22 protein-coding genes are annotated in these 20,054 nt (G+C 63.5%); 12 read left to right on the top strand and 10 right to left on the bottom strand.

Going from position 1 to position 20,054, the window contains the following annotated elements; genetic code table 11:
* Positions 1-19: 19 nt before the first annotated feature.
* The 4 genes from AC5RU9_RS18650 to AC5RU9_RS18635 all read right to left on the bottom strand — a co-directional run bounded on the left by AC5RU9_RS18650 (position 20) and on the right by AC5RU9_RS18635 (position 4,145).
* Positions 20-625 (bottom strand): nucleoside/nucleotide kinase family protein, encoded by a 606-nt coding sequence (locus tag AC5RU9_RS18650; protein WP_494017616.1) that lies wholly within the window; start codon positions 623-625, stop codon positions 20-22.
* 65 nt (positions 626-690) lie between these two features.
* Positions 691-1,503 carry an enoyl-CoA hydratase/isomerase family protein gene (locus AC5RU9_RS18645; protein WP_494017615.1) on the bottom strand — a complete coding sequence of 271 codons (813 nt, stop codon included), beginning with the start codon at positions 1,501-1,503 and terminating at the stop codon, positions 691-693.
* Positions 1,500-2,732 (bottom strand): CaiB/BaiF CoA transferase family protein, encoded by a 1,233-nt coding sequence (locus AC5RU9_RS18640; protein ID WP_494017614.1) that lies wholly within the window; start codon positions 2,730-2,732, stop codon positions 1,500-1,502. The genes AC5RU9_RS18645 and AC5RU9_RS18640 overlap by 4 nt, the downstream gene beginning before the upstream one ends.
* Before the next feature lie 27 nt (positions 2,733-2,759).
* Entirely contained in the window at positions 2,760-4,145 is a 1,386-nt protein-coding gene (locus tag AC5RU9_RS18635; protein ID WP_494017613.1) for an SLC13 family permease, read from the bottom strand.
* Positions 4,146-4,256: 111 nt separating this feature from the next.
* Here AC5RU9_RS18635 and AC5RU9_RS18630 point away from each other — a divergent pair, with 111 nt between their 5' ends.
* From AC5RU9_RS18630 to AC5RU9_RS18575, 12 genes are all read left to right on the top strand, one after another.
* Positions 4,257-5,021, top strand: a complete 765-nt coding sequence (locus AC5RU9_RS18630; RefSeq protein WP_211713311.1) for an IclR family transcriptional regulator — start codon at positions 4,257-4,259, stop codon at positions 5,019-5,021.
* A 385-nt stretch (positions 5,022-5,406) separates the two neighbouring features.
* Positions 5,407-5,670 (top strand): hypothetical protein, encoded by a 264-nt coding sequence (locus AC5RU9_RS18625; protein WP_494017612.1) that lies wholly within the window; start codon positions 5,407-5,409, stop codon positions 5,668-5,670.
* Between the two features lie 100 nt (positions 5,671-5,770).
* Positions 5,771-5,974 carry a hypothetical protein gene (locus AC5RU9_RS18620; protein WP_494017611.1) on the top strand — a complete coding sequence of 68 codons (204 nt, stop codon included), beginning with the start codon at positions 5,771-5,773 and terminating at the stop codon, positions 5,972-5,974.
* The gene (locus AC5RU9_RS18615) at positions 5,971-6,456 is read left to right on the top strand and encodes a hypothetical protein (protein ID WP_494017610.1); all 486 of its coding nucleotides are present in this window, start codon (positions 5,971-5,973) and stop codon (positions 6,454-6,456) included. The genes AC5RU9_RS18620 and AC5RU9_RS18615 overlap by 4 nt, the downstream gene beginning before the upstream one ends.
* Entirely contained in the window at positions 6,453-7,682 is a 1,230-nt protein-coding gene (locus AC5RU9_RS18610; RefSeq protein WP_494017609.1) for an Nramp family divalent metal transporter, read from the top strand. The genes AC5RU9_RS18615 and AC5RU9_RS18610 overlap by 4 nt, the downstream gene beginning before the upstream one ends.
* Positions 7,679-8,101: a hypothetical protein gene (locus AC5RU9_RS18605; RefSeq protein WP_494017608.1), complete on the top strand. Its 423-nt coding sequence runs from the start codon at positions 7,679-7,681 to the stop codon at positions 8,099-8,101. The genes AC5RU9_RS18610 and AC5RU9_RS18605 overlap by 4 nt, the downstream gene beginning before the upstream one ends.
* Positions 8,088-8,423 carry a PRC-barrel domain-containing protein gene (locus tag AC5RU9_RS18600; protein ID WP_494017607.1) on the top strand — a complete coding sequence of 112 codons (336 nt, stop codon included), beginning with the start codon at positions 8,088-8,090 and terminating at the stop codon, positions 8,421-8,423. Before AC5RU9_RS18605 ends, AC5RU9_RS18600 begins: the two co-directional genes overlap by 14 nt.
* 49 nt (positions 8,424-8,472) lie before the next feature.
* Positions 8,473-8,928 (top strand): hypothetical protein, encoded by a 456-nt coding sequence (locus AC5RU9_RS18595; RefSeq protein ID WP_211713318.1) that lies wholly within the window; start codon positions 8,473-8,475, stop codon positions 8,926-8,928.
* A gap of 117 nt (positions 8,929-9,045) precedes the next feature.
* Entirely contained in the window at positions 9,046-9,561 is a 516-nt protein-coding gene (locus AC5RU9_RS18590) for an SRPBCC family protein (protein WP_494017606.1), read from the top strand.
* A gap of 127 nt (positions 9,562-9,688) precedes the next feature.
* Positions 9,689-11,212, top strand: coding sequence for a CYTH and CHAD domain-containing protein (locus AC5RU9_RS18585; RefSeq protein WP_494017605.1), 1,524 nt, complete (start codon positions 9,689-9,691; stop codon positions 11,210-11,212).
* 79 nt (positions 11,213-11,291) lie between these two features.
* The gene (locus AC5RU9_RS18580; RefSeq protein WP_494017604.1) at positions 11,292-13,025 is read left to right on the top strand and encodes an ABC transporter ATP-binding protein; all 1,734 of its coding nucleotides are present in this window, start codon (positions 11,292-11,294) and stop codon (positions 13,023-13,025) included.
* Positions 13,022-14,980, top strand: a complete 1,959-nt coding sequence (locus AC5RU9_RS18575) for an ABC transporter ATP-binding protein (protein ID WP_494017603.1) — start codon at positions 13,022-13,024, stop codon at positions 14,978-14,980. The genes AC5RU9_RS18580 and AC5RU9_RS18575 overlap by 4 nt, the downstream gene beginning before the upstream one ends.
* A gap of 19 nt (positions 14,981-14,999) precedes the next feature.
* On the opposite strand, the gene AC5RU9_RS18570 is transcribed toward AC5RU9_RS18575, so the two are convergent.
* The 6 genes from AC5RU9_RS18570 to AC5RU9_RS18545 form a co-directional block, all read right to left on the bottom strand.
* Positions 15,000-15,698, bottom strand: a complete 699-nt coding sequence (locus tag AC5RU9_RS18570; RefSeq protein ID WP_494017602.1) for a hypothetical protein — start codon at positions 15,696-15,698, stop codon at positions 15,000-15,002.
* Between the two features lie 63 nt (positions 15,699-15,761).
* The gene (locus AC5RU9_RS18565; protein WP_494017601.1) at positions 15,762-16,334 is read right to left on the bottom strand and encodes an MOSC domain-containing protein; all 573 of its coding nucleotides are present in this window, start codon (positions 16,332-16,334) and stop codon (positions 15,762-15,764) included.
* Positions 16,324-16,806: an NUDIX hydrolase gene (locus AC5RU9_RS18560; RefSeq protein WP_494017600.1), complete on the bottom strand. Its 483-nt coding sequence runs from the start codon at positions 16,804-16,806 to the stop codon at positions 16,324-16,326. Before AC5RU9_RS18560 ends, AC5RU9_RS18565 begins: the two co-directional genes overlap by 11 nt.
* A gap of 79 nt (positions 16,807-16,885) precedes the next feature.
* Complete coding sequence (locus AC5RU9_RS18555; protein ID WP_494017599.1) at positions 16,886-18,220, bottom strand: hypothetical protein; 1,335 nt, start codon at positions 18,218-18,220, stop codon at positions 16,886-16,888.
* Positions 18,217-18,813, bottom strand: a complete 597-nt coding sequence (locus AC5RU9_RS18550) for a hypothetical protein (RefSeq protein ID WP_494017598.1) — start codon at positions 18,811-18,813, stop codon at positions 18,217-18,219. Before AC5RU9_RS18550 ends, AC5RU9_RS18555 begins: the two co-directional genes overlap by 4 nt.
* Positions 18,801-19,796, bottom strand: a complete 996-nt coding sequence (locus tag AC5RU9_RS18545) for an ArnT family glycosyltransferase (protein WP_494017597.1) — start codon at positions 19,794-19,796, stop codon at positions 18,801-18,803. Before AC5RU9_RS18545 ends, AC5RU9_RS18550 begins: the two co-directional genes overlap by 13 nt.
* Positions 19,797-20,054: the final 258 nt, after the last annotated feature.

The raw sequence follows: 20,054 nt of genomic DNA, 5'->3' as shown, positions 1-20,054 counted from the left end.
TCATTGATGGCACAAGAAGTTACTTGCTTATGCTTGCCCGGGCCGGCTCAACAGCGGCCACGGCCCTGGTGACCTGGGCCAGTACGTCGTCGGGTGTCCCGTTTGCGCCCACCACTACGAAGTCGTCGAATTCCGGGAGCGATCGGTATGCCGCCCGGAAAGCCTCCAGGTCGGCGAGGGTTTCCTTGTCGGTGCCGCGCGCCAGGACCCGCTTGTAGGCAAGCTGCGGATCGACGTCGAAGTGGATCATGAGGTCCGGAGCGGGAAGCTTCCCCAGCAGCCACGGAATCAAACGGCCGCGGCCTAATCCGTTGGCTTGGCGCAACGCGAGTTGGCAGTGGAGGTGACGGTCCATCACCACCAGCCCGTCGAACCGTCGGGCGGCAGACGAGGCGCGGGCGTGATGCACCAGCACGTTGAAGAGACGAATACCGCTCTCAATAAAATCGGCAAACCGGGGCGGTAGCTGCCAGCCCAATCTCTCGGAAAGAAGCGATAAATGCCTCCGGCCGGCGTGGTTGCTGAGCAGCAGGGCGTTCCGTCCCTCGGCGCGGGCCGAATCGACCAAGGCGTGGGCCGCCGTCGTCTTTCCTGAACCGTCAATTCCTGTCAGAACAATGAGCATGAGGCCTCCCCTCGTTTCCTTTCCAACGAAACGAGGGGAGGTATTGTCCCGCGATGCGGCGTAGATCACTCCATGGGCCGCCACTGGAATTGTGCTTGCTGGCGGCTCAGGAACGCGTTGATGCCGATCTCCATGTCCGGGCTGGCCGGCATCGCAGCCCAAGCCTCAGCCCATTCCTGATCCAATGCCGATTTGCCCGCTGAGCCCTCGCAATCCACCAGTCGCTTCATCGCGTGCATGGAGAAACGGGATCGGCTGCGCAGTGTATTGATCAGTGCTGCGCACTTCTCTTCAAAGAAACCTGAGGGTACGACGTCGGCCACCAGGCCAAGCGCCTTGGCTTCTGTGGCGCTGAACGTCTGTCCGGTGAGGAGGATGTACTTTGCGTTGGCGTGGCCCACCAGGCGCACCAAACGTTCCAGACCGGGACGGGGATAGATGATGCCGATCTTCGCCGGGGTCAGCCCAATGACGGCTCGTTCGTTGGCGATGACGAAGTCGCATGCAGCTGCGATCTGCCAGCCGCCACCCATGCACGCGCCGTCCACCAGGGCTACTGTCGGCTTCGCCACGGAAGCAATGGCGGAATCGGCGCGGCTGAGGTGGTCCACCGTGGAGCCGTCAGGTTGTGGGTCTGTAAGGACGGAGGAGAGTTCGCTGATGGACGCGCCGGCACAGAACGTGTCCCCGGCGCCGCGCAGCACCACTACCGAAACATCAGGATCGGAGTCCAGCCGCGGCATGAGTTCCTGGAACTCCAGGCACATGGCTTTGGTCAGGGCGTTGCGCTGGGCAAGGTTGGAGATCTCCACTGTCGCCACGCCGTCAGCAACTGAAACGGAAAGGCGGCCGGTGCGCACCTCGGAAGCGATGCTCATGAACGCGCTCCCGCTTCTGTGGAAGTCCGGAATGCCGGCCCGCACAGAACGCGACCCTCACGCTCAAGCCGGGAGACGTCGTCGTGCGTCATTCCACGGTCCATCAGGACCTCCGCTGTGTGCTCGCCCAGAAGCGGTGGCGGGGTATGGATTTCGCTGGCCTCGCCGTCCAGGCTCAGTGGTCCGCGCAGGAGGGGGAGCTCGGAACCGTCCCGCCGCTGGCGGTGCTGAACGAGCTTCAACGCCGCAACTTGTTCCGTGGCCAGCGCCTGTGTGTAATTGTAGATGGGGCCGCAGGGGATGCCGGCCCGGCTGATCAGCGGAACCCATTCGGAGGCGGGCCTGGTGACGAGCGAGGACTCAATGAGTTCCGTCAGCTGATCCCGGTTCGCCGAGCGATCCGCTCCGGTGACAAAACGGGGATCCTCCACGGCCGAGGCGAGACCGAGCAGCCCGCAGAACACCCGCCATTGCTTGTCGCTCCCCACTGCGATGTTGATGGATTCGGTGGCGGTGGCAAACGTGCCGTAGGGCGCGATAACGGGATGGTTGTTGCCTTGCGGCGTGGCTGCTTCGCCGAGGCTAAGGGCTTTCTGTCCCTGGAACGCGGACAGGTTCATAGCGGTTTCCAGCAGCGACGTGGACACCCGCCCGGGACGCTCACCGTTCTGGGCGCCCAGCAGCGCTGAAACGATACCGAACGCACAAACCATCCCGGAGGTGATGTCCACGATGGGAAGACCTACGCGATACGCTTCCCCGGGTCCTGGCCCCGTGACGGACATCAGCCCCGACATTCCCTGGATGACCTGGTCCAGCCCGGCGTCGTCCTTGAGGGGCCCGGTGTCCCCAAACCCGCTGACGGAACCGAGCACGAGGCCAGGGTTGAGCTCTTCGAGTCGCGCGGCAGTGAAGCCCATCTTGTCCAGGGTGCCCGGTTTGAAGTTCTCCACGAGGACGTCGGCGTCGGCGATCAGGCCGGAGAGGATGTCGCGGCCTTCGGTCGAATAGAAGTCCAGGCACACGGACGCTTTGTTGCGGTTGACGGAGTCGAAATAGAGGCTGTGGCCGTCCTGGAATGGTGGCCATTGCCGGGCGGTGTCACCCCCGTTGACGCTTTCGACTTTGATGATCCTGGCGCCCATGTCGGCCAGGAGCGCGGTGCAGTAGGGCCCGGCGAGAGCCCGGCTGAGGTCGATCACGGTGATTCCGCGGAGTGGCTTGAGCATGGTTGTGTACCTAACGTTGGAGCGGATTTAGTGGCTGGAGGGCAACACCAGGGCACCCACCAGCAGGAGCGGGCCGACCACCACCATGGACAGTCCCCACCGGGTGAGGAGGTTGGTGATGCGGGGGCGTTCATCGGCGTGGACGGTCGCCACGAACGTGGCGCCAACAGTGGAGAACGGCGAAACGTCCACGATCGACGAACACACGCCCAGCGCCGCGATGACTGCCCACCCGGCGATGTCGCCGGAGGCCACCAGCGGCAGAGCAAGCGGCACAAGTGCGGCGAGCATGCCGGTAGTTGAAGCGAACGCGGACACGAGGCCGCCGATCGCGCAGATGACCAGTGCGGCCAGGAGCGGGGTTCCGACGGCGCCGGCTGCTTCGCCGAGCAGGGTGACCGCTCCCATGGTCTGAAGCACTCCGACGAACGTGATGATCCCGCCCACCAGCAGGACCGTGGACCAGTCGATCTTGGCCACGGCCGACTTGCCCGACTGCGGATCGCACAGGGTGAGGACCGAGGCGAAGGCGAAGCACAGGACGCCGATGTCCGGGCTGGCGCCCAGGACGGACATCAGGATGACTGTGAGGACCAAACCCGCCATGCAGAGCACGGTGATGACCTGGTTGCGGTTGAGTTGAGGGCCCGACGTCGGTGCCTCCGTACGCGGTCCGTCCAGGACCTGGATGGTTCGTTGGGCCGCTTGCTCGCCCCGCGCGATGTTGCCGTCGCGCTCAAAGGGGTGTGACGGCGTCGGGCGTTCTTTGCTGAAGCGTGGCACAGCTGTGCCAAAACCGTCGGTGGTGCGGGTGTTGAGCAGTTTGAAGCCGCCGAAGAGGACATAGGCGGCAGCTACGAGAGCCAGGTCGGTGCCAAGTGCAACGGTGAAGAGAACCAGCGGATCGAGGTCGATTCCCGCTGCACGTGCAGTGCCATAGGTGACGATGCCGAACAAACTGGTGGGGGCGAATCCTCCAGCGCTCAGGCCTGAGCCGATGGCGATCCCCATCAGCATGCGGTCGATGCCGTACCTTTTGGCCAGCGGCATCCCAATGGGAGCCATGACCAATCCGGCCAGCGGCGAACCCATGGCCGAGATGCCAATGGTCAGCGCGAAGAAGGCCAAGGGCAGGAAGAAGGCCCTGTCACCTACTTTGGCGATGGCCCGCTCAATGATCACGTCGATGGTCCCGTTCGCTTGGGCGATCGCGAAGAAATAGGTGACGCCAACCAGCAGGACCAGGATCCCGATGGGGAAGCCCGCCACGACCTTGTCGATGGTCATCCCTGCCATCCATACGCCGACACCTGCTGCCGCTGCGAACATGAGCACTCCGATGTGCACTTTGCGCAGTGTGGCCAGTACGAACACGCCCACAAAGATGGCGAGAGCCGCGATCTGTAATTCCATAGCCCGTTCTCCAATCAAACTTCTTCGGTTCACTGGATGAACCAACGGTTCATTTTGGGAAGTCGCCTGTAATGTAGAGGACAGGGAAAAGGCCGTCAAGCGGGAGAGTGGATGAGTACGCAGAGTGTGGTCACGGCAATCCGGGTGCTTGAAGCGGTCTCCGACAACCAGCCGGCGGGTTTGTCCGAACTGAGCCGGGAGGTGGATGTTCCCAAGGCCACGGTGCTTCGCGTGCTGAGGACGCTGGGCGAATTGGGGTGGGTTTCGCAGTCCGAAGCCCAGGCCGGCAAATGGGTCCTGACCAATCACGCGTTTGCCGTGGCCAGCCGTGGAAGCAGCGGCTCAGTCATCCGCGACGCCGCCATGGGCCCACTGAACGCGCTGCAGCTGGACACCACCGAAACAGTCCACCTCGCGGTGCCGGACCGCGGCTACATGCTCATCATCGAACGCCTGGACACCCCGCACGTCCTCAGGGCATTCCTCCCGTTGGGCTCACGTTTGCCCATGCACGCTTCCTCCACCGGCATGGCGTACCTGTCAGCAGCTGATGAAGCTTTCGTGGAGGAGTACCTGGCTGGTCCGCTGGAAGCGCTGACGCCTCAAACCGTTGTGGATCCGGCCCAGCTCCGGGCGATGATCGTGGATACCAGGGCCCGCGGGTACTCCATCAACGAGCAGGGGCTCAGTACCGGCATCACCTCGATCGGTGTCCCACTGCTGGGGCCGGGCGGCGTGGCGGCCGGATCCATTTCCATTTCAGGGCCCTCAAGCAGGATTGTTCCCGCCAAATACCAGGAGTACGGCGAGGCTGCAGCAGGAACCGCCCGTGAGATCAGCCGTGCTCTCGGAGCGTTTTCATCAAAAGGTTACTAAGTTTCCTGAGCAACTACTTCGCTGGAAGTCATTGCACGCCTATCATGATGCTGTGAACGTGCTCCTTCCGGCCAATTGTTCTGTTTGAACTCTTTTCCGGGAGGGTACGTAAGCGATAAGGAGATGAATTTCTCCGATCGGTGCCCGTTGGCATGGGTGGCGCTCCTTCGGGGGTACCAGCGGACGCCTTCCTGAATAGACAAACATTTATTGAAGGGATGCGTAGCTCAATGAACACACTCCTGATAATCGCTGGCGTAATTGCGATCATCTTGCTTCTCGTCGGTGGATTTAACCAAGCCCTCAGTTTCCTGCTGTGGGTAGGAATTATCCTGCTGGTGCTGGCCCTCATTGGATGGGTGCTGGGCCGGGGCCGGTCTCGCGTATGACAACTGATCCAAGCGAAGTTGCCGGCTACGCCCAGGTTCGCGATGGAACTACTACGCCCGGGCACCCCGTTCCCAGGGACCCGGACGTGCCCGGAACCGGTGGGCAGGTGCCGGTCAGCGACGGTCCCGAGGAAGCTCCAGAGGATGCCGTTGACGCCGGACCCAGTGAATCAGCAAATCCGCCGGGGCCGGCAGAGGAAAAGGATGAGAAAACTGCGGACAACCGCGGTTTGACCACCGAAACCAATCCCACGGACTGACAGTGGGCTTTTGCGGCCGCGGGCGGAAGAAATTCCGGCTGCGGCCGCACTCGTAACCTTGACTGCAGCGGGGGCAGCCAACTCAGCGATTGAGGTTGATATGCGGATCGGTTCAATCATCGGGCTACTCGTAGTGGTTTGGCTGGTCATCGGAGCGGTGGCTGCTGGCCAGCGGGGCTACTACAGCGACCCGCCCGCGCAATGCTCACAGTTCGCAACCATTGCGCTCAACATCGTCGCGGGACCACTGAATTACACCGGCCTGAATCCCCAGGGCGGGTGTGAGATTCCGAAGCCGTCATGACCCGGCGCGGGAAGCTTCTGGCAGCAACCCTGGCCGCCTTGGTCTTCCTGGGCGGACTGCTTTCCGGGTGCGCCCAAAGCCCTTCAACGGACTCCCTTAAAGGCCCCGCAAAGGAAGCCGCCTCAGCTGTCCGGACTGCCTCACTTGCAGTTGACCTGAGGCTCCAGGAGCGTGCGACGGCGGCAGCCGGGACCACTACTGCGGACGACATGCTCAAGGGCATGCAATCCGCCACCGACGAGCTGGAAAGCTTCGGCGCGAAAACGCAGGAGGAACAGTCGCTGCGGGACAGCATGCTCACATGCTTCTCCACCATCTCCCGGTCTCTCCTCCACGCCCGGGACGCCCTGGCTGCCCCCAACTCAGCACCCGACGGCGGACAGGACCTCGCCGGAAGCGTCCAGCTCCCGGCGGTCCAGGGTGAGCTCCGAACGGCTACTGAACAACTTGACGCCCTCATGACCAAGGCCGGCATCCAGTGAAACGGCTCCTCGGTGTTGCACTCGGCATCCTGACAGCGATCGGGGGCTTTGTCGACATCGGGGATCTTGTGACCAACGCCGTCGTTGGCTCCCGCTTTGGACTCTCGCTCGCTTGGGTGGTTGTGGTTGGCGTGGTGGGAATTTGCCTCTTCGCCAATATGTCGGGACGGGTCGCCGCCGTGTCTGGACGGGCTACGTTCGAGGTGATTCGGGAGCGCATGGGACCGCGGGCAGGCCTGGCCAACCTCGCAGCGTCCTTCCTGATCAACCTGATGACTGTCACTGCTGAGATCGGCGGGATTGCCTTAGCCCTCCAACTGGCCAGCGGAGTGTCGTACATGCTGTGGGTTCCGTTCGCCCTGATCGCGGTATGGCTGGTGATCTGGCGGGTGAAGTTCAGCATCATGGAGAACGTGACAGGGCTTGTGGGCCTGTCCTTGGTGGTCTTCGCCGTGGCGCTCTTCCTCCTCAAGCCGGATTGGGGTTCGCTCGCCTCCCAGGCGCTGAACCCCTCGATCCCGTCGGAGGAGGGCTCCGGCGTGTACTGGTACTACGCCATTGCCTTGTTCGGAGCAGCAATGACGCCGTACGAAGTGTTCTTCTTCTCCTCCGGGGCCGTAGAGGAGCGCTGGAATGTCAAGGATCTGGTGCAATCACGGATCAACGTCCTGTTGGGCTTCCCGCTGGGAGGGTTCCTGTCCCTCGCCATAGCCGGGTGCGCCGCCGTCGTCCTCCTGCCGGCCGGCATCAGCGTGACGACGCTGTCGCAGGTGGCCCTGCCAGTGATCCAGGCGGGCGGGCAACTGGCTTTGGCTGTCTTGATCCTCGGCGTTGTGGCCGCGACCTTCGGTGCGGCGCTGGAAACGACCCTGTCCAGCGGGTACACGCTGGCCCAGTTCTTCGGTTGGTCCTGGGGTAAGTTCCGGCGCCCCGCGGAGGCGGCCCGCTTCCACGTGGCCATGATCGTGGTCCTGCTGGCGGGTGTCGCTGTTCTGGCCACCGGAGTGGATCCCATCCTGGTCACCGAATATTCCGTGGTCTTTTCCGCGATCGCGTTGCCGCTGACCTACCTGCCCATCCTGATCGTGGCGAACGATCCGCAGTACATGGGCAAGCACGTCAACGGCAGGGCTGTGAACATTGTGGCCTTCATTTACCTGGTCATCATCCTGGTGGCCTCGGTGGCGGCCATCCCCCTCATGATTGCGACGGGAGCAGGGGCATGAGCAAAGCGAAGCCGATTCCGGCCCAGGACATCAAGCCCGCCCCGCGCCCGGCCGGCTTGGTACTGGACGCCCAGCTGCACCTGCTGGACCGGCAAATACTGGACGTCGACGGCGTACCCGTCACCACGGTTGACGACGTGGAGTTGAGCGGGCCCGCACTTGATGAACCCATCCCCGAAGGAACCGAGGCTCCCCACATCACGGCCCTGCTGACCGGAGCGGTCCTTGGTACGCGGATCTTCGGCGGCAGGCCGCCGTCGAGCAGGTTCATCAGGATCCCGTGGGACATGGTGGCCGGCGTGGACACGGTGGTTTCGCTGGGAGTCCGGGCCAATTCACTCGATGCCTCCTGGGTTGAGCGGTGGATGCGGGACCAGGTCATCGCGAAAATTCCAGGAGGCCGGCATGATCCTGAATGACATTCTGGGCAGGGACGTCATGGACAGCAATGGCGAACGGTTGGGCGAGGTGTCGGACGTCAGGTTCGCCCTGGACGCTGCACCGGCGCAGCTCTTGAGCCGTGCCCGGATGGTGGGCATCGTGGTGAGCCCCAGGACAGCGACGTCGTTCCTGGGGTATGAGCGGCAGGACGTGAGCCAGCCTTGGCCGGTAGCGCAGCTCCTGCGATGGCGGCATCGGGGATCGTTCCTGGTGTTGTGGGAGGACATCGCCGTGCTGGGCACGGAGGCGGTGACGCTGCGGCCGGCATTCACGGCGTATGAATCCACGTTGCCAAGGTAGTCGCTGTTTTGCCAAATGCTAAGTTTGCTGACTAATTTGGTAGTAAGGCATGGACATGCCCCCGAACAGCCTTATAGGTTCGAAGTGTTCCATAAACACGTTCACCGCTTTGGAAAGGACAGGTCGCATGGACAAGCAGAACGCCACACCGGAAGAGGAAGTGGGCGGCTACGGCACTCCCACCGCGGAGCAGGAATCCGGCGGAGGGCAAGCACAGCCCCGGGTGGAAGAAGACCTCTCCGAAGCCGGGCTCAGCCAGGACAGCCCCGACGGCGAAACTTTCGCCACCGGTGCACCGAACCTCAGCCATTTGGACCCTGAAGATTCCGACAGTTCAGGAGAGCCGGGCGCCGGGCGCTTCGGCGGGACCGACGAGCAGTCGCACGCCGAGCAGTCGTTGCAGCCCGACGGCAACGACGACGACTTGCCGGACGGCAGCGGCAACGACCTCCCCCAAGAGGAGTCCCCGAATGACGATGACGAAGAAGATTTCGACGCCGGCTAGAAACTCCCGCTGGCGCGCTTAAGCAGGCGCGCCTCCGGTTATGCAGCCAGCCGGCTGGCGTGCCACTGGCACCACCCGCACTAAGCACCCGAGACACGATCGAAGGAGCAAGCACCTATGGCCACTGTGAATAAGTCAATCGAAGTAGACGTCCCCGTATCCGTCGCCTACAACCAATGGACACAGTTCGAGACATTCCCCGAATTCATGAACGGGGTGGACGCTGTTGAACAAATCGATGAGACCGCCCTCCACTTCTCAACCAACGTGGGCGGAGTGAAACGCGAGTACAACGCCCAAATCGTTGAGCAGGTCCCGGACTCCCTGGTCAGCTGGGCCAGCGTGGACGGCCCCCGCAACGGCGGCACGGTGAGCTTCGAGTCGCTCGAACCCGCAAGGACCAGGGTGAACGTTGAAATTATCTGGGAGCCGGAGAGCCTGACCGAGAAAGCCGGCTCCGCCCTCGGCGTGGACAGCCTGCGCGTCGGGGCGGACCTGGACAAGTTCAAAAAGTTCATCGAGGCCCAAGGCCACGAAACGGGTGCTTGGCGCGGCACTGTCTCGGGAGGCGACGTGGACGACACGGGCGCAGGATCCGCGGATTCAGCCCCACCGCGTCCGCTCGACATCTAGCGCGGCGCTGTCTGCTGATTCACACTGGATACAGCACCAATAGATAGCTCCAACGAGGGCCGGCACCGTCACGGGCCGGCCCTCGTGGCATACCCGGAGCTGATACCGCAGAGGAGAACGTACCGCCATGGCAACGTCGGGCAACATAGAGGCTGAGCGCAAATTCGATGCCGATACGTCCACTCCACTTCCCGACCTCCAAGCCCTGGAAGGCGTCGCCCGGGTGGGTGCGCCCGCGGTCCATAACCTGGAAGCCGTCTACTTCGACACCAACCAACTGGCACTGGCCGCACGTGGGATCACCCTGCGACGACGCACCGGAGGTACCGACGCCGGCTGGCACCTCAAACTCCCGCATGGCCCGGGCAACAGGACAGAAGTCCAGGCACCCCTGGGCTCCGTGGACGCCATCCCGGATGAACTCCTGGAGCGCGTGCTTGCCTACACCCGTGGCCGGCCGCTGGCCCCCGTCGCGACCCTGAATACCGAACGCACCAGCTTCGCCCTCTACGGCGACGGCGGCGAACGCCTTGCCGACTTCGTCGATGACCAGGTGCGCGCCCACGTCGCCATTGATGGGCCCCGTGAGTCCCACTGGCGCGAGTGGGAGCTCGAGTTGGCTGCAACTGACGGGCAGGACAGTGCCTTGCTGGAGGCCCTTGCCGGACAGTTGGCGGACGCCGGAGCGAAGCCCAGCAAGCGTGCCTCCAAGCTGGCCACGGCTCTGGGCGATTCATGGCCTGCTGCCCGGGAAGGTGCAAGGAAATCCTCCAGCGGCAAGGCCCCAGCAGTGACTCCGGTACTGGAGTACCTGGACGCACAAATAGCAGACTTGCTTCTCCAGGACGCCCACGTTCGGCAGGACCGGGACGACGCAGTGCACCAAATGCGCTCCCTGATCCGGCGCATCCGCTCCGTGCTGCACACCTACCGGAAGCTCTTTGACCCGGCGGCAGTGGACGGGCTCGAATCGGAACTGAAGTCCCTCGCCAAGACGCTTGGCCGCTACCGGGATACGGAGGTCCTGCACGAACGGCTGCGTGTTGCCTTGGACGAGTTGCCGGCGAAACTGGTGCTGGGTCCCGTGCACGACGAACTGGACCAGCGCATGCAGGTCAGGTTAGACACGGCGTTGTCGGCCATCCGGGAGCGCTTGGACAGTGCCCGTTACTACAAGCTGCTGGAACACCTCGAGGCGTTCATCCAAGCCCCGCCCGTCGCTCCCAAGGGGAGCCGTCCAGCTGGCAAAACGACAGCCAAGCTCGTCAACAAGGCCGCCCAACGGCTCGGCAAACGCCACGACGCCGCGGTGGGTTCCGCCGTCGGGCCTCAACGCGACAAGGCGTTCCATGAAGTCCGCAAGGCCGCCAAGAAGCTTCGCTTTGCTGCCGCGGCTGTAGCAAGCGTGCACGGCAAGCGTGCCGGCAAAGTGGAGGACGCGGCCCACAAGGTCCAGTCGATCCTCGGCGAGCACCAGGACAGTGCCATGGCCCGCGAGGAGCTGCTGAAACTGGGCTCGGGTTCGGAGGTTGGGAACGTGGCGTTCACCTATGGCGTGCTCCACGCCCTGGAGCGCAGCGCGGCCGATGCAACAGAGCTGCAGTACCTGCAGAGCGGGAAAAAGGCGCGAAAGCTACGACTCAAGCCCTGACAGAGGATTGCCCCTAGTTGCCCGCGGCAACCAGACGTAAACTGGCCTTCGGTTCACACGGCGTCTGCTTGGAGATCTCATGCTTTGGAAGGTCCTTGTCCGGTTCCTGCGGCCGCATCAGCGGCTGCTGATCGCCGTCGTCATCTTCCAGCTGGCGCAGTCCATCGCCTCCCTGTACCTGCCGACGCTCAATGCTGACATCATCGATCACGGCGTCGCCACCGGCGATACCGACTACATCATGCGCATGGGCGGGCTCATGCTGCTGATCACCCTGCTGCAGATCGCGTGCGCCGTGGTGGCCGTCTACTTCGGTGCGAAAGCGGCCATGGGGATGGGGCGCGACGTCCGCGACGCGATCTTCAGCCGGGTCGGCGAGTTCTCCGAGCAGGAGGTCACCAGGTTCGGTGCGCCGTCCCTGATCACACGCTCCACCAACGACGTCCAGCAGATCCAGCAGCTGGTCCTCATGTCCTGCACCCTGATGGTCGCCGCCCCCATGCTGAGCATCGGCGGCGTGATCATGGCTGTGCGCCAGGACGCCCAACTGTCCTGGCTGATAGCGGTCTGCGTCCCGGTCCTGCTGGTGGCCGTCGGCCTGATAGTGACGCGGATGGTGCCGCTGTTCCGCAAAATGCAGGTCAGGATCGACGCCGTAAACCGGGTCCTGCGCGAGCAGCTCACCGGCATCCGCGTGGTCCGGGCGTTCGTGCGGGAAGACATGGAAACCTCCCGTTTCGGCAAGGCCAACGACGACGTCACTGACGTGGCGCTGCGGGCGGGCCGGTTGATGTCGCTCATGTTCCCTGTGGTCATGCTGGTCATGAACGTCTCCAGTGTGGCGGTGATCTGGTTCGGGTCCTTCAGGATCGAGGACGGCTCCATGCAGGTGGGCACCCTGATCGCCTTCCTGAGCTACCTGATGCAGATCCTCATGTCCGTCATGATGGCCACGTTCATGGCCGTGATGATTCCGCGGGCGTCCGTCTCCGCCGACCGGATCGGGGAGGTGCTCGATACCGCCTCAAGTGTCCAGCCGCCGTCGAACCCTGTTGCCGCCGGTATCCGGCGGGGCGAACTGGCCATGCACGACGTCGGATTCGCCTACCCGGGTGCCGAGCAACCAGTGCTGAGCGGCGTTACCTTCACGGCCGTCGCGGGGCAGACCACCGCGATCATCGGCAGCACCGGCGCCGGCAAGACCACCCTGGTGAACCTCATGCCGCGGCTGTTCGATGCCACCAGCGGATCCGTGCGAATGGACGGCGTTGATGTCCGGGACCTGCACCCAGACAAATTGTGGGGACACATCGGCCTGGTGCCGCAACGGCCTTACCTGTTCTCCGGAACGGTCCGCAGCAACCTCCAATACGGCAAGCCCGACGCCACCGAGGAAGAGATGTGGCAGGCCCTGTCCGTAGCCCAGGCGCGTGACTTCGTCGAAGAAATGGAAGGCGGCCTCGACGCAGCCATCTCCCAGGGCGGCACCAACGTTTCCGGTGGGCAGCGCCAGCGGCTCGCGATTGCGCGGGCATTGGTGAAGCAGCCCGAACTGTACATCTTCGACGATTCGTTCTCCTCGCTGGACACCGCAACGGACGCCCGGCTGCGGCAAGCCCTCAAACGGCACACCAACGGCGCCACCTTGGTGATCATCGCCCAACGCGTGTCCAGCATCGCCGACGCGGACCAGATCCTGGTGCTCGACGACGGCAGGATCGTGGGGCAGGGAACGCACGATGAGTTGTTGGAGTCCTCCGAAACCTACCGCGAAATCGTGTCGTCCCAGCTCGCATCGGAGGAAGCAGCATGAGCACCGTCACCCGTGGACCCCAACGCCCAGCCATGGGTCCTGGACGCGGCGGTCCCTTCGCCGGGATGAACGTTCCGGCCGAGAAAGCATCCAACTTCAGCGCCTCCGCCCGGCGCCTGCTGGGCACCCTGCGTCCGGAGCGGTTCTGGCTGACCTTGGTCCTGGTCTTCGCCGTGGTCAGCGTCGCACTGTCCGTGATCGGACCACGGCTGCTTGGCGAAGGCACTAACTTGATCTTTGCCGGCGTCGTCTCCAAACAGCTGCCCGCAGGCGTCACCAAAGCCGAGGTGATCGACAGGCTCCGCGCCTCAGGCGAGGGCAGCAAAGCAGACATGCTCAGCGCCATGACCCTCACGCCCGGTGTCGGCATCGACTTCGGTGCGCTGTCCTCCGTGCTGCTCTGGGCGCTGGCCCTGTACGTACTGGCCTCCGCGTTCGGTTGGATGCAGGCGTACGTCCTCAACGGCGTCGTCCAACGGACCGTCTACCGGCTGCGTGAGCGGATCGAAGCGAAAATCCACCGGCTGCCGCTCCGGTACTTCGACTCCATCCAACGCGGCGAGCTGCTCAGTCGGGTAACCAACGATGTGGACAACATCTCCCAAAGCCTGCAGCAATCCATCAGCCAAGTAGTCTCGTCCCTACTCACTGTGCTGGGCGTGCTGGTGATGATGTTCATCCTCTCGCCGCTGCTCGCACTGATTGCCCTGGTGACCATTCCCCTCACGCTGGGGACAACCCTTCTGATCGCCAAACGGTCCCAGAAAATGTTCGTGGCCCAGTGGAAGAACACCGGCGAACTGAACGGCCAGATCGAAGAAACCTACACCGGCCATGCCTTAGTGAAGGTGTTCGGACGTCAGAACGAGGTGCAGGAGAAGTTCCGCGCGAAGAACTCGGAGCTGTACCAGGCCAGCTTCGGGGCGCAGTTCGTGAGCGGGCTGATCATGCCCGCCATGACGTTCATCGGCAACCTCGTCTACGTGGGAATCGCCGTAGTGGGTGGCCTCCAGGTCGCTTCCGGCGCCATGCAGTTGGGCGATGTCCAGGCGTTCATCCAATACTCGCGGCAGTTCACCATGCCGCTGGCCCAGCTCGGATCCATGGCCAACATGCTCCAATCCGGCGTTGCGTCCGCCGAGCGCGTCTTCGACCTGCTCGATGAGAAGGAGGAGTCCGAAGAGCCGGCAGCTTCCACTTCGGGCCCCTCCCGGGGACGGCTTGTGTTCGAGAACGTGTCCTTCCGCTACTCGCCGGACAAACCACTGATCACGGACCTCAGCCTGGTCGCCGAGCCGGGGCAGAGCATTGCGATCGTCGGGCCCACCGGCGCCGGCAAGACAACGCTGGTGAACCTCATGATGCGGTTCTACGACCTCGACGGCGGCCGGATCACCTTGGACGGCGTGGACATCGCATCCCTTTCACGGCAGGAACTGCGCTCGCGGATGGGCATGGTGCTGCAGGATACCTGGCTATTTGGCGGGACCATCCGCGACAACATTGCGTACGGGCGGCCCACCGCTTCCGAATCCGAAATTGTTGAAGCCGCGCAGGCAACCTACGTCGACCGATTCGTGCGGTCGCTCCCGGAAGGCTACGACACCCTGCTCGACGACGAGGGCGGCAACGTATCGGCAGGTGAGAAGCAGTTGCTGACCATTGCGCGTGCCTTCCTGTCCCGGCCGTCCGTGTTGATCCTGGATGAAGCCACCAGCTCAGTCGATACCCGCACCGAGGTGCTGGTACAGAAAGCCATGAATGCGCTGCGCTCGGACCGGACCAGCTTTGTGATCGCGCACCGGCTCTCCACCATCCGCGACGCCGACCTCATCCTGGTCATGGAGGCCGGGCAGATCGTGGAACAGGGAACCCACTCGGAACTGCTGGCCACAGGTGGAGCGTACTCGAGGCTGTACGAGGCGCAGTTCGCAGCACCGGCCGCCGAAGTTTAGGAGCCCTGGGGGCAGCGGCTCAGCCCAGTTGTCGGGCCAACGCGTACGACGGTTCGCGGAGCCGTCGTGTCCAGTCGTACGTCCCTGCGCCGGGGAGGGGGTTGAGGACCGGATCGAAACGCTCGTCCGAATCCTGGCCGTGATCAGCCACGGTGAGCGTCAACGTCCCAAAGCGGCACCAGGGACCCAAGGGGCTGGCGTGATGGAGCTCCAGTGTCCACGGCCCACGTCCAAGAGCCGCACGGAACGCCCTGGGTTCCACGGGCAACTTCCCAGGTCCTTCAATGGTGCGTGCTGCTATCAGGACCGGTCCGGAGTCCGATTTGTAGGGCATCATGCTGGAGAACACGGCGGATGCGGCGTTGCGTCGGAGCCGGAGGATGAACCTGCCGATTCCTGTGGGGCCGGTGGTAGCCAGCAACATGTCGGCCTGCTTGCCCTGCTCCGTGAAGCGTATGGCCAGGCCAATGATGTCAGGCAGGGCGTCGGGCAATCCGATCGAACGCGACAGCCGCGCATTCACCGAGTTGGTCCCTGAATCGTCCAGCCACGGGATGTCCGACGACCTGCGCTGCCCTGGATCCCTCTTCAGCGTTCCCACCAGGTGGATGCCCGTCGGATGGATGGGACGGTGCGGGCGGGCCACCTTGATGGCCCTGAAAAGGCCGGCAAAGGTGGCCCCGGCCATTCCTTGCACCCTGCTGCTCAATGTACCCATCTGATCACCCTATGCGGGACAAACCTGGAAAGACAGCAACCTGATGATTGGGTGTCTTGCTTCCTAGGGCAAGCGTGACGGTCGCAGCACGTTCGCATCTCCGGCCTTGGCTGGGTCCAGGGGAACCGGGCTAACCAGTACCGCGGGCCCGCGATGAAGCATTCCACCGGAAACCACTTGGCATCGCACACCACCACGCCCGCGCATCGCTTTGTGGGCACCTGGGGCGAGCATTTCGTCCATCCAAGCACAGGGGTGGGCCGGCCGGCCGGCTTTCAACCGCACCGCATCACCGCAGGACTCCAGGGTGAACTCGTGGCCGAGCAAGGGCGCCAGCTCGGCACCCCTGAGCACAACATTGCGGCGCGTCAGCAACGGATCAAAAGGCCCGGCGTCGAGTTCGGCCGCGATCGACTCCAGCGCCTCCACCGGGAAGAGCGTCACAGCTGCGTCCATGTGAGCGGCTTTGCCGAAGAACCTGTCTCCAACAATCCCCTTGCCGGAGACTAGTTCGGCGTGAGCGGCATCATCAGTGGGGACATCCGCGGCGCCCTCCCGGGCACGGCCGAAGTAGGCATGCGCCGGCGACACCAAAAGGTGCAGCACCTCGACGTCGTACCTGTATTCAGTCGTCACCCCTTAACGCTAGCTGACGGACCAGCGCGTCAACGATGGGCAGTTGCCCCTTGACCAGCTTGGTCCTGGCAGTGGCTTCATCAAACCAGCGCGCGTCATCAATCTCAGGGAAATCTTTGATGTCCCCTGAGCCTTTTGGCCACTCCATGGGAAAGGTGTTGCTGACAATTTTGTCCGGTTGAAATTCCGCGGCTTCGGCGGCAAAAGCGGTGATGAGTTTGCCGGAGGGCTGGCGAAAAACTCCCAATAATTCGTAGTCCACGGATGGGGGAGGGGAACCTATTTCTTCCGTAAATTCCCGTTTTGCTGCGACCAAGGCGTCTTCATCGTCAGGGAATTCGCCCTTGGGAATGGACCACGCGTGCTGGTCTTTCCGTGACCAGAATGGGCCGCCCATGTGGGCTATCCAAAGTTCCAGCAGACCAGACGGTGGCTGCCGGTAAAGAAGTATGCCTGCGCTGCGAATTGCCATGTTTCCCTTCGAACCATCCAGGGCGTCCAAGGTCAGAAAACGAGCCTACCGGATGCGTGGCCCCGGGCCATGGGCTGCGTCAGCGTCCGTCTGCCCGAAGCTGCTGGATCATCCTGCCGTAGTCATCCACGCCGACCCCGTTTCCGGCGCGGCTCTTCCTCCTGAAAAGGTCCTCTTCGAAACCGAACAGGAACATGGTCATCCCACACTCCGCCGCGTACTCCGGCGCAAGGCGCAACTGGTCAGCAAGGCTGTGTGAGAGCGGCGAACCACCGGTGAACGGCGCATCGGGAGGGCCTGGATTTTCACCAACCAACCCGAGCCCTGATCGCCGTGCCAATGCGCTCGTATATCTGTGGGACGACCACTCAGAGACGTCGTCCCGGACCACACCCGTTTCGTCGCCCGGGCGGCAGCGGTCCTGCGGTGGATCGGCCGCGCGTGCCCACACATCAGAGACGTCGTCCAAGCCGGTGAAGTCGATAGCCACGCCAGGCAACGCCGCCAAGACAGCGAACTGGGCAACGTAGTCAAGACCGCGTTCCAGGGCGCCGTCCGGGTTGGCGCGCCCATCGAGGCGTCCGTCGACAGCTTGCACCACGTCGGCGGGCAAAGCTCCCCGGCCCGCCACCGGGACGTGAATCAGCCCTTCGTAGCCGAGCTTCCGCAGCACGCCCACCTGCCACACCACCGCGTCCACAGCGGACCGCGTGTACCAGTCCCACCAGTTCCGGACCTGCTCGGGGGTCACTAACCGTCCGTTCCAGGACCGGGAGCCTGGAACCCAACCCGGCATGGGCGACCGCGACACTCCTTCAGCCAGTCCGATCCCGAGTTGGGGAGCGTCTCCAAAGGCCCAGAACTCGCCTTCATTTCCGCCGTCCTCGGGCCCCGGATATCCCAGTTCACCGCTGGCGTCCGTACCAACCCTTATCGCCGTAATGTGCTCGAGCCCCAGGTCCGACGCGACGCGGGCCAAGTATCGTTGGGCGGCGTCCCGTGTTGCGGCACTGAAGATCAACTCAGCCCCGCCGTGCCGGGCCACGCCTCCGGAGCTTCCCTTCAAGACACCGCCGGCCAGGCGCCTGACCCAGTTGGGCGCATAGTGAAGGCCCGGGGACAGGACCACTCCCATGCCGGCCTGACGACACGCGTTCAACCGCGACTGCACCTCGGCAACGTAACGTGAATCCACCCGGCCCTCGACCGGCTCGTAGCGGTCCCACGCCAGTGGCAGCTCCACCACGGAAACCCCGGCCGTCCGCAGCGCCGCCAGCCTGTCGGGCGAACAGCTCGAACCCAGGACGCCGAAAGCCATCGGGGCTGGGCTGACGCGCCCGGTTCCGACCGAGCAGCCAACGGTTGAGCCCAGGATCATCAATGCCAGGAAGGTCAAGAGGCTAACGCGCCTCATGGGTATCCGCCGGTCACCGGTGGCAGTGTCATCCCTCCGGCCACAGCGGCGTCCAGCTTGTCGCGGTCCAGTTTCCACACGACGGTGTCCCCGGACGTGGGCCCGGAGAAGGTGAAGACCGGCTGGGCATTGTTCTGCAGCCAGTCCAGGAACGCCGGCGACGCGTAGCCGTAACCCTGACCCAGTTGCCTGCCCTGGGTCAGGACATACTCCGCGTTCCGGTCCTGCAACGACTGCAAGGACGGCAAGACCTCCCAGCCCTCGTGCGGCAACAGCGCGAACTCACCGGTGACGGACGTTAGCCCTACTATCGCGGACGGAGGTAGTTCCGTATTCATGAAGGCGCGCGCACGGACAAGCCCATCGTCAACCACTGACCTTGCCTGAACACCGAGAAACAGGCCCAGGCCCGTCATGACGACCACGACGGCGGCGACGACACCCCGCAGGCGGGGCCGCCACGTCACGACCATCACGGCGGCTACAGGCGTTGAAACCAAGGCCGCCAGCACCACGCAATAGCCGAACTGTTCCTCAGCGGCACCGAAAAACACGGAGTAGACGCCCACCAGGCCTGTGATCAATGAGAACAAGCCAATAATGCGTCGTTCCACCCGCGGGATGCCGCGGCCAGCCCGCCGGCCACGATGGACAACCCCAGGAGCACGTAGCTTGTCCCGAACCGCCCCATCAGGTCTACAAGCCGATCCACCAGGCCGACGCCAGGGACGGCATTGAATCCAGTCATCTGAACCACGCCGGCCATTCTTAGGACACCCACGGACTTTTGTTCCAGGAACTGGGGGAGCAGCCCGCCTGCAGTGATCAGGCTCAAATAGATGAGGTAGGGAACCACGGAACAACCAACAATCCGCAGGGCAGTCAGCGGAGGAACTGTTCGCCGCCAAGGCACGGCGGCGAGCAACGGGACCACTGTAAATACCGCCGTCATGTCTTTCATGACGATTGCCAGTCCAAAGACCAGCCCTGCCGCTATTTCAAGCAACAGCCGAGTGCGTCCCCTTTCGCGCTTGAGCAGCAGCAGGACCAGCAGCCAACCGGACAGGACCGCTAAACCGGTGGGCGTCTCCATCATCAACCGCCCGTCCATGCGGAGCACAAAGGGGTCGCTGGCCAGGATGATGCCTGCCACCGTCGCGGGCCCCAGCCCTACCAGGCGGCGGACCAGCAGGAAGCAGACAACAACGGTGCCCACACCCAGGAACGCGTTGAACCAGCGCAATTGGAGGGCCAGGTCCATGGGATGCCCGTCGAGGCCCATGATGCGGATCACCAAGGCATTGAGCGCATAGGAGCCGGGAGGATGCAGGAAAAAGGGAGAGCCTGACGTTGAGGGTATCTGTCCGGCCGCCAATTGCCTGGCAAGATCGGCGTAAGTCACTTCGTCGATGAAAACGTCGTTGGCCCGCTCCACCCCGGTCACCCGGAACACCAAGGCCAGCAAGCCCACCAGACTGGCAACCCACAAAGGGTGTCGGAACAGCTTCGAGGTTCTGGACTGCTTCCGGATTCGAACCCGCAGCATGGGTGTCTCGAGTTGGTCCTGGGCGTTCATGGGCTGCTTTGGAGAGATTGTGCTCGAGGTCAGCATGTAGTGGTTTGGGTGTTCCCGATGCGTGGTGTCTGATCTTCGGCGGAGTACAGCTCACCCTGGGCTTCGTTGGGCGTATCCGGGCAGGGCCCAGCGGTACCGCTGCTGCTTGTCATTGGATGAGTCTCCGATCGAATGTCCATGTCTTACTGCAACAAGGCATGTGTCCTGTCACTTGGTTAGTGCGGGCAAACGAGTGATCGTGACGCGGCGGAGATGTCC

Source organism: Arthrobacter sp. B0316-5-4 (assembly GCF_059090325.1).
The sequence above is the reverse complement of the archived record's forward strand: the minus strand, read 5'-3'. Positions and strand labels throughout refer to the sequence as shown.

Bases quoted from the DNA above. Each gene is read 5' to 3' on its own strand.
- AC5RU9_RS18650 (WP_494017616.1), bottom strand. From the start codon at position 625: ATGCTCATTGTTCTGACAGGAATTGACGGTTCAGGAAAGACGACGGCG.
- AC5RU9_RS18645 (WP_494017615.1), bottom strand. From the start codon at position 1,503: ATGAGCATCGCTTCCGAGGTGCGCACCGGCCGCCTTTCCGTTTCAGTT.
- AC5RU9_RS18640 (WP_494017614.1), bottom strand. From the start codon at position 2,732: ATGCTCAAGCCACTCCGCGGAATCACCGTGATCGACCTCAGCCGGGCT.
- AC5RU9_RS18635 (WP_494017613.1), bottom strand. From the start codon at position 4,145: ATGGAATTACAGATCGCGGCTCTCGCCATCTTTGTGGGCGTGTTCGTA.
- AC5RU9_RS18630 (WP_211713311.1), top strand. From the start codon at position 4,257: ATGAGTACGCAGAGTGTGGTCACGGCAATCCGGGTGCTTGAAGCGGTC.
- AC5RU9_RS18625 (WP_494017612.1), top strand. From the start codon at position 5,407: ATGACAACTGATCCAAGCGAAGTTGCCGGCTACGCCCAGGTTCGCGAT.
- AC5RU9_RS18620 (WP_494017611.1), top strand. From the start codon at position 5,771: ATGCGGATCGGTTCAATCATCGGGCTACTCGTAGTGGTTTGGCTGGTC.
- AC5RU9_RS18615 (WP_494017610.1), top strand. From the start codon at position 5,971: ATGACCCGGCGCGGGAAGCTTCTGGCAGCAACCCTGGCCGCCTTGGTC.
- AC5RU9_RS18605 (WP_494017608.1), top strand. From the start codon at position 7,679: ATGAGCAAAGCGAAGCCGATTCCGGCCCAGGACATCAAGCCCGCCCCG.
- AC5RU9_RS18600 (WP_494017607.1), top strand. From the start codon at position 8,088: ATGATCCTGAATGACATTCTGGGCAGGGACGTCATGGACAGCAATGGC.
- AC5RU9_RS18595 (WP_211713318.1), top strand. From the start codon at position 8,473: ATGGACATGCCCCCGAACAGCCTTATAGGTTCGAAGTGTTCCATAAAC.
- AC5RU9_RS18590 (WP_494017606.1), top strand. From the start codon at position 9,046: ATGGCCACTGTGAATAAGTCAATCGAAGTAGACGTCCCCGTATCCGTC.
- AC5RU9_RS18585 (WP_494017605.1), top strand. From the start codon at position 9,689: ATGGCAACGTCGGGCAACATAGAGGCTGAGCGCAAATTCGATGCCGAT.
- AC5RU9_RS18580 (WP_494017604.1), top strand. From the start codon at position 11,292: ATGCTTTGGAAGGTCCTTGTCCGGTTCCTGCGGCCGCATCAGCGGCTG.
- AC5RU9_RS18575 (WP_494017603.1), top strand. From the start codon at position 13,022: ATGAGCACCGTCACCCGTGGACCCCAACGCCCAGCCATGGGTCCTGGA.
- AC5RU9_RS18570 (WP_494017602.1), bottom strand. From the start codon at position 15,698: ATGGGTACATTGAGCAGCAGGGTGCAAGGAATGGCCGGGGCCACCTTT.
- AC5RU9_RS18560 (WP_494017600.1), bottom strand. From the start codon at position 16,806: ATGGCAATTCGCAGCGCAGGCATACTTCTTTACCGGCAGCCACCGTCT.
- AC5RU9_RS18555 (WP_494017599.1), bottom strand. From the start codon at position 18,220: ATGAGGCGCGTTAGCCTCTTGACCTTCCTGGCATTGATGATCCTGGGC.
- AC5RU9_RS18545 (WP_494017597.1), bottom strand. From the start codon at position 19,796: ATGAACGCCCAGGACCAACTCGAGACACCCATGCTGCGGGTTCGAATC.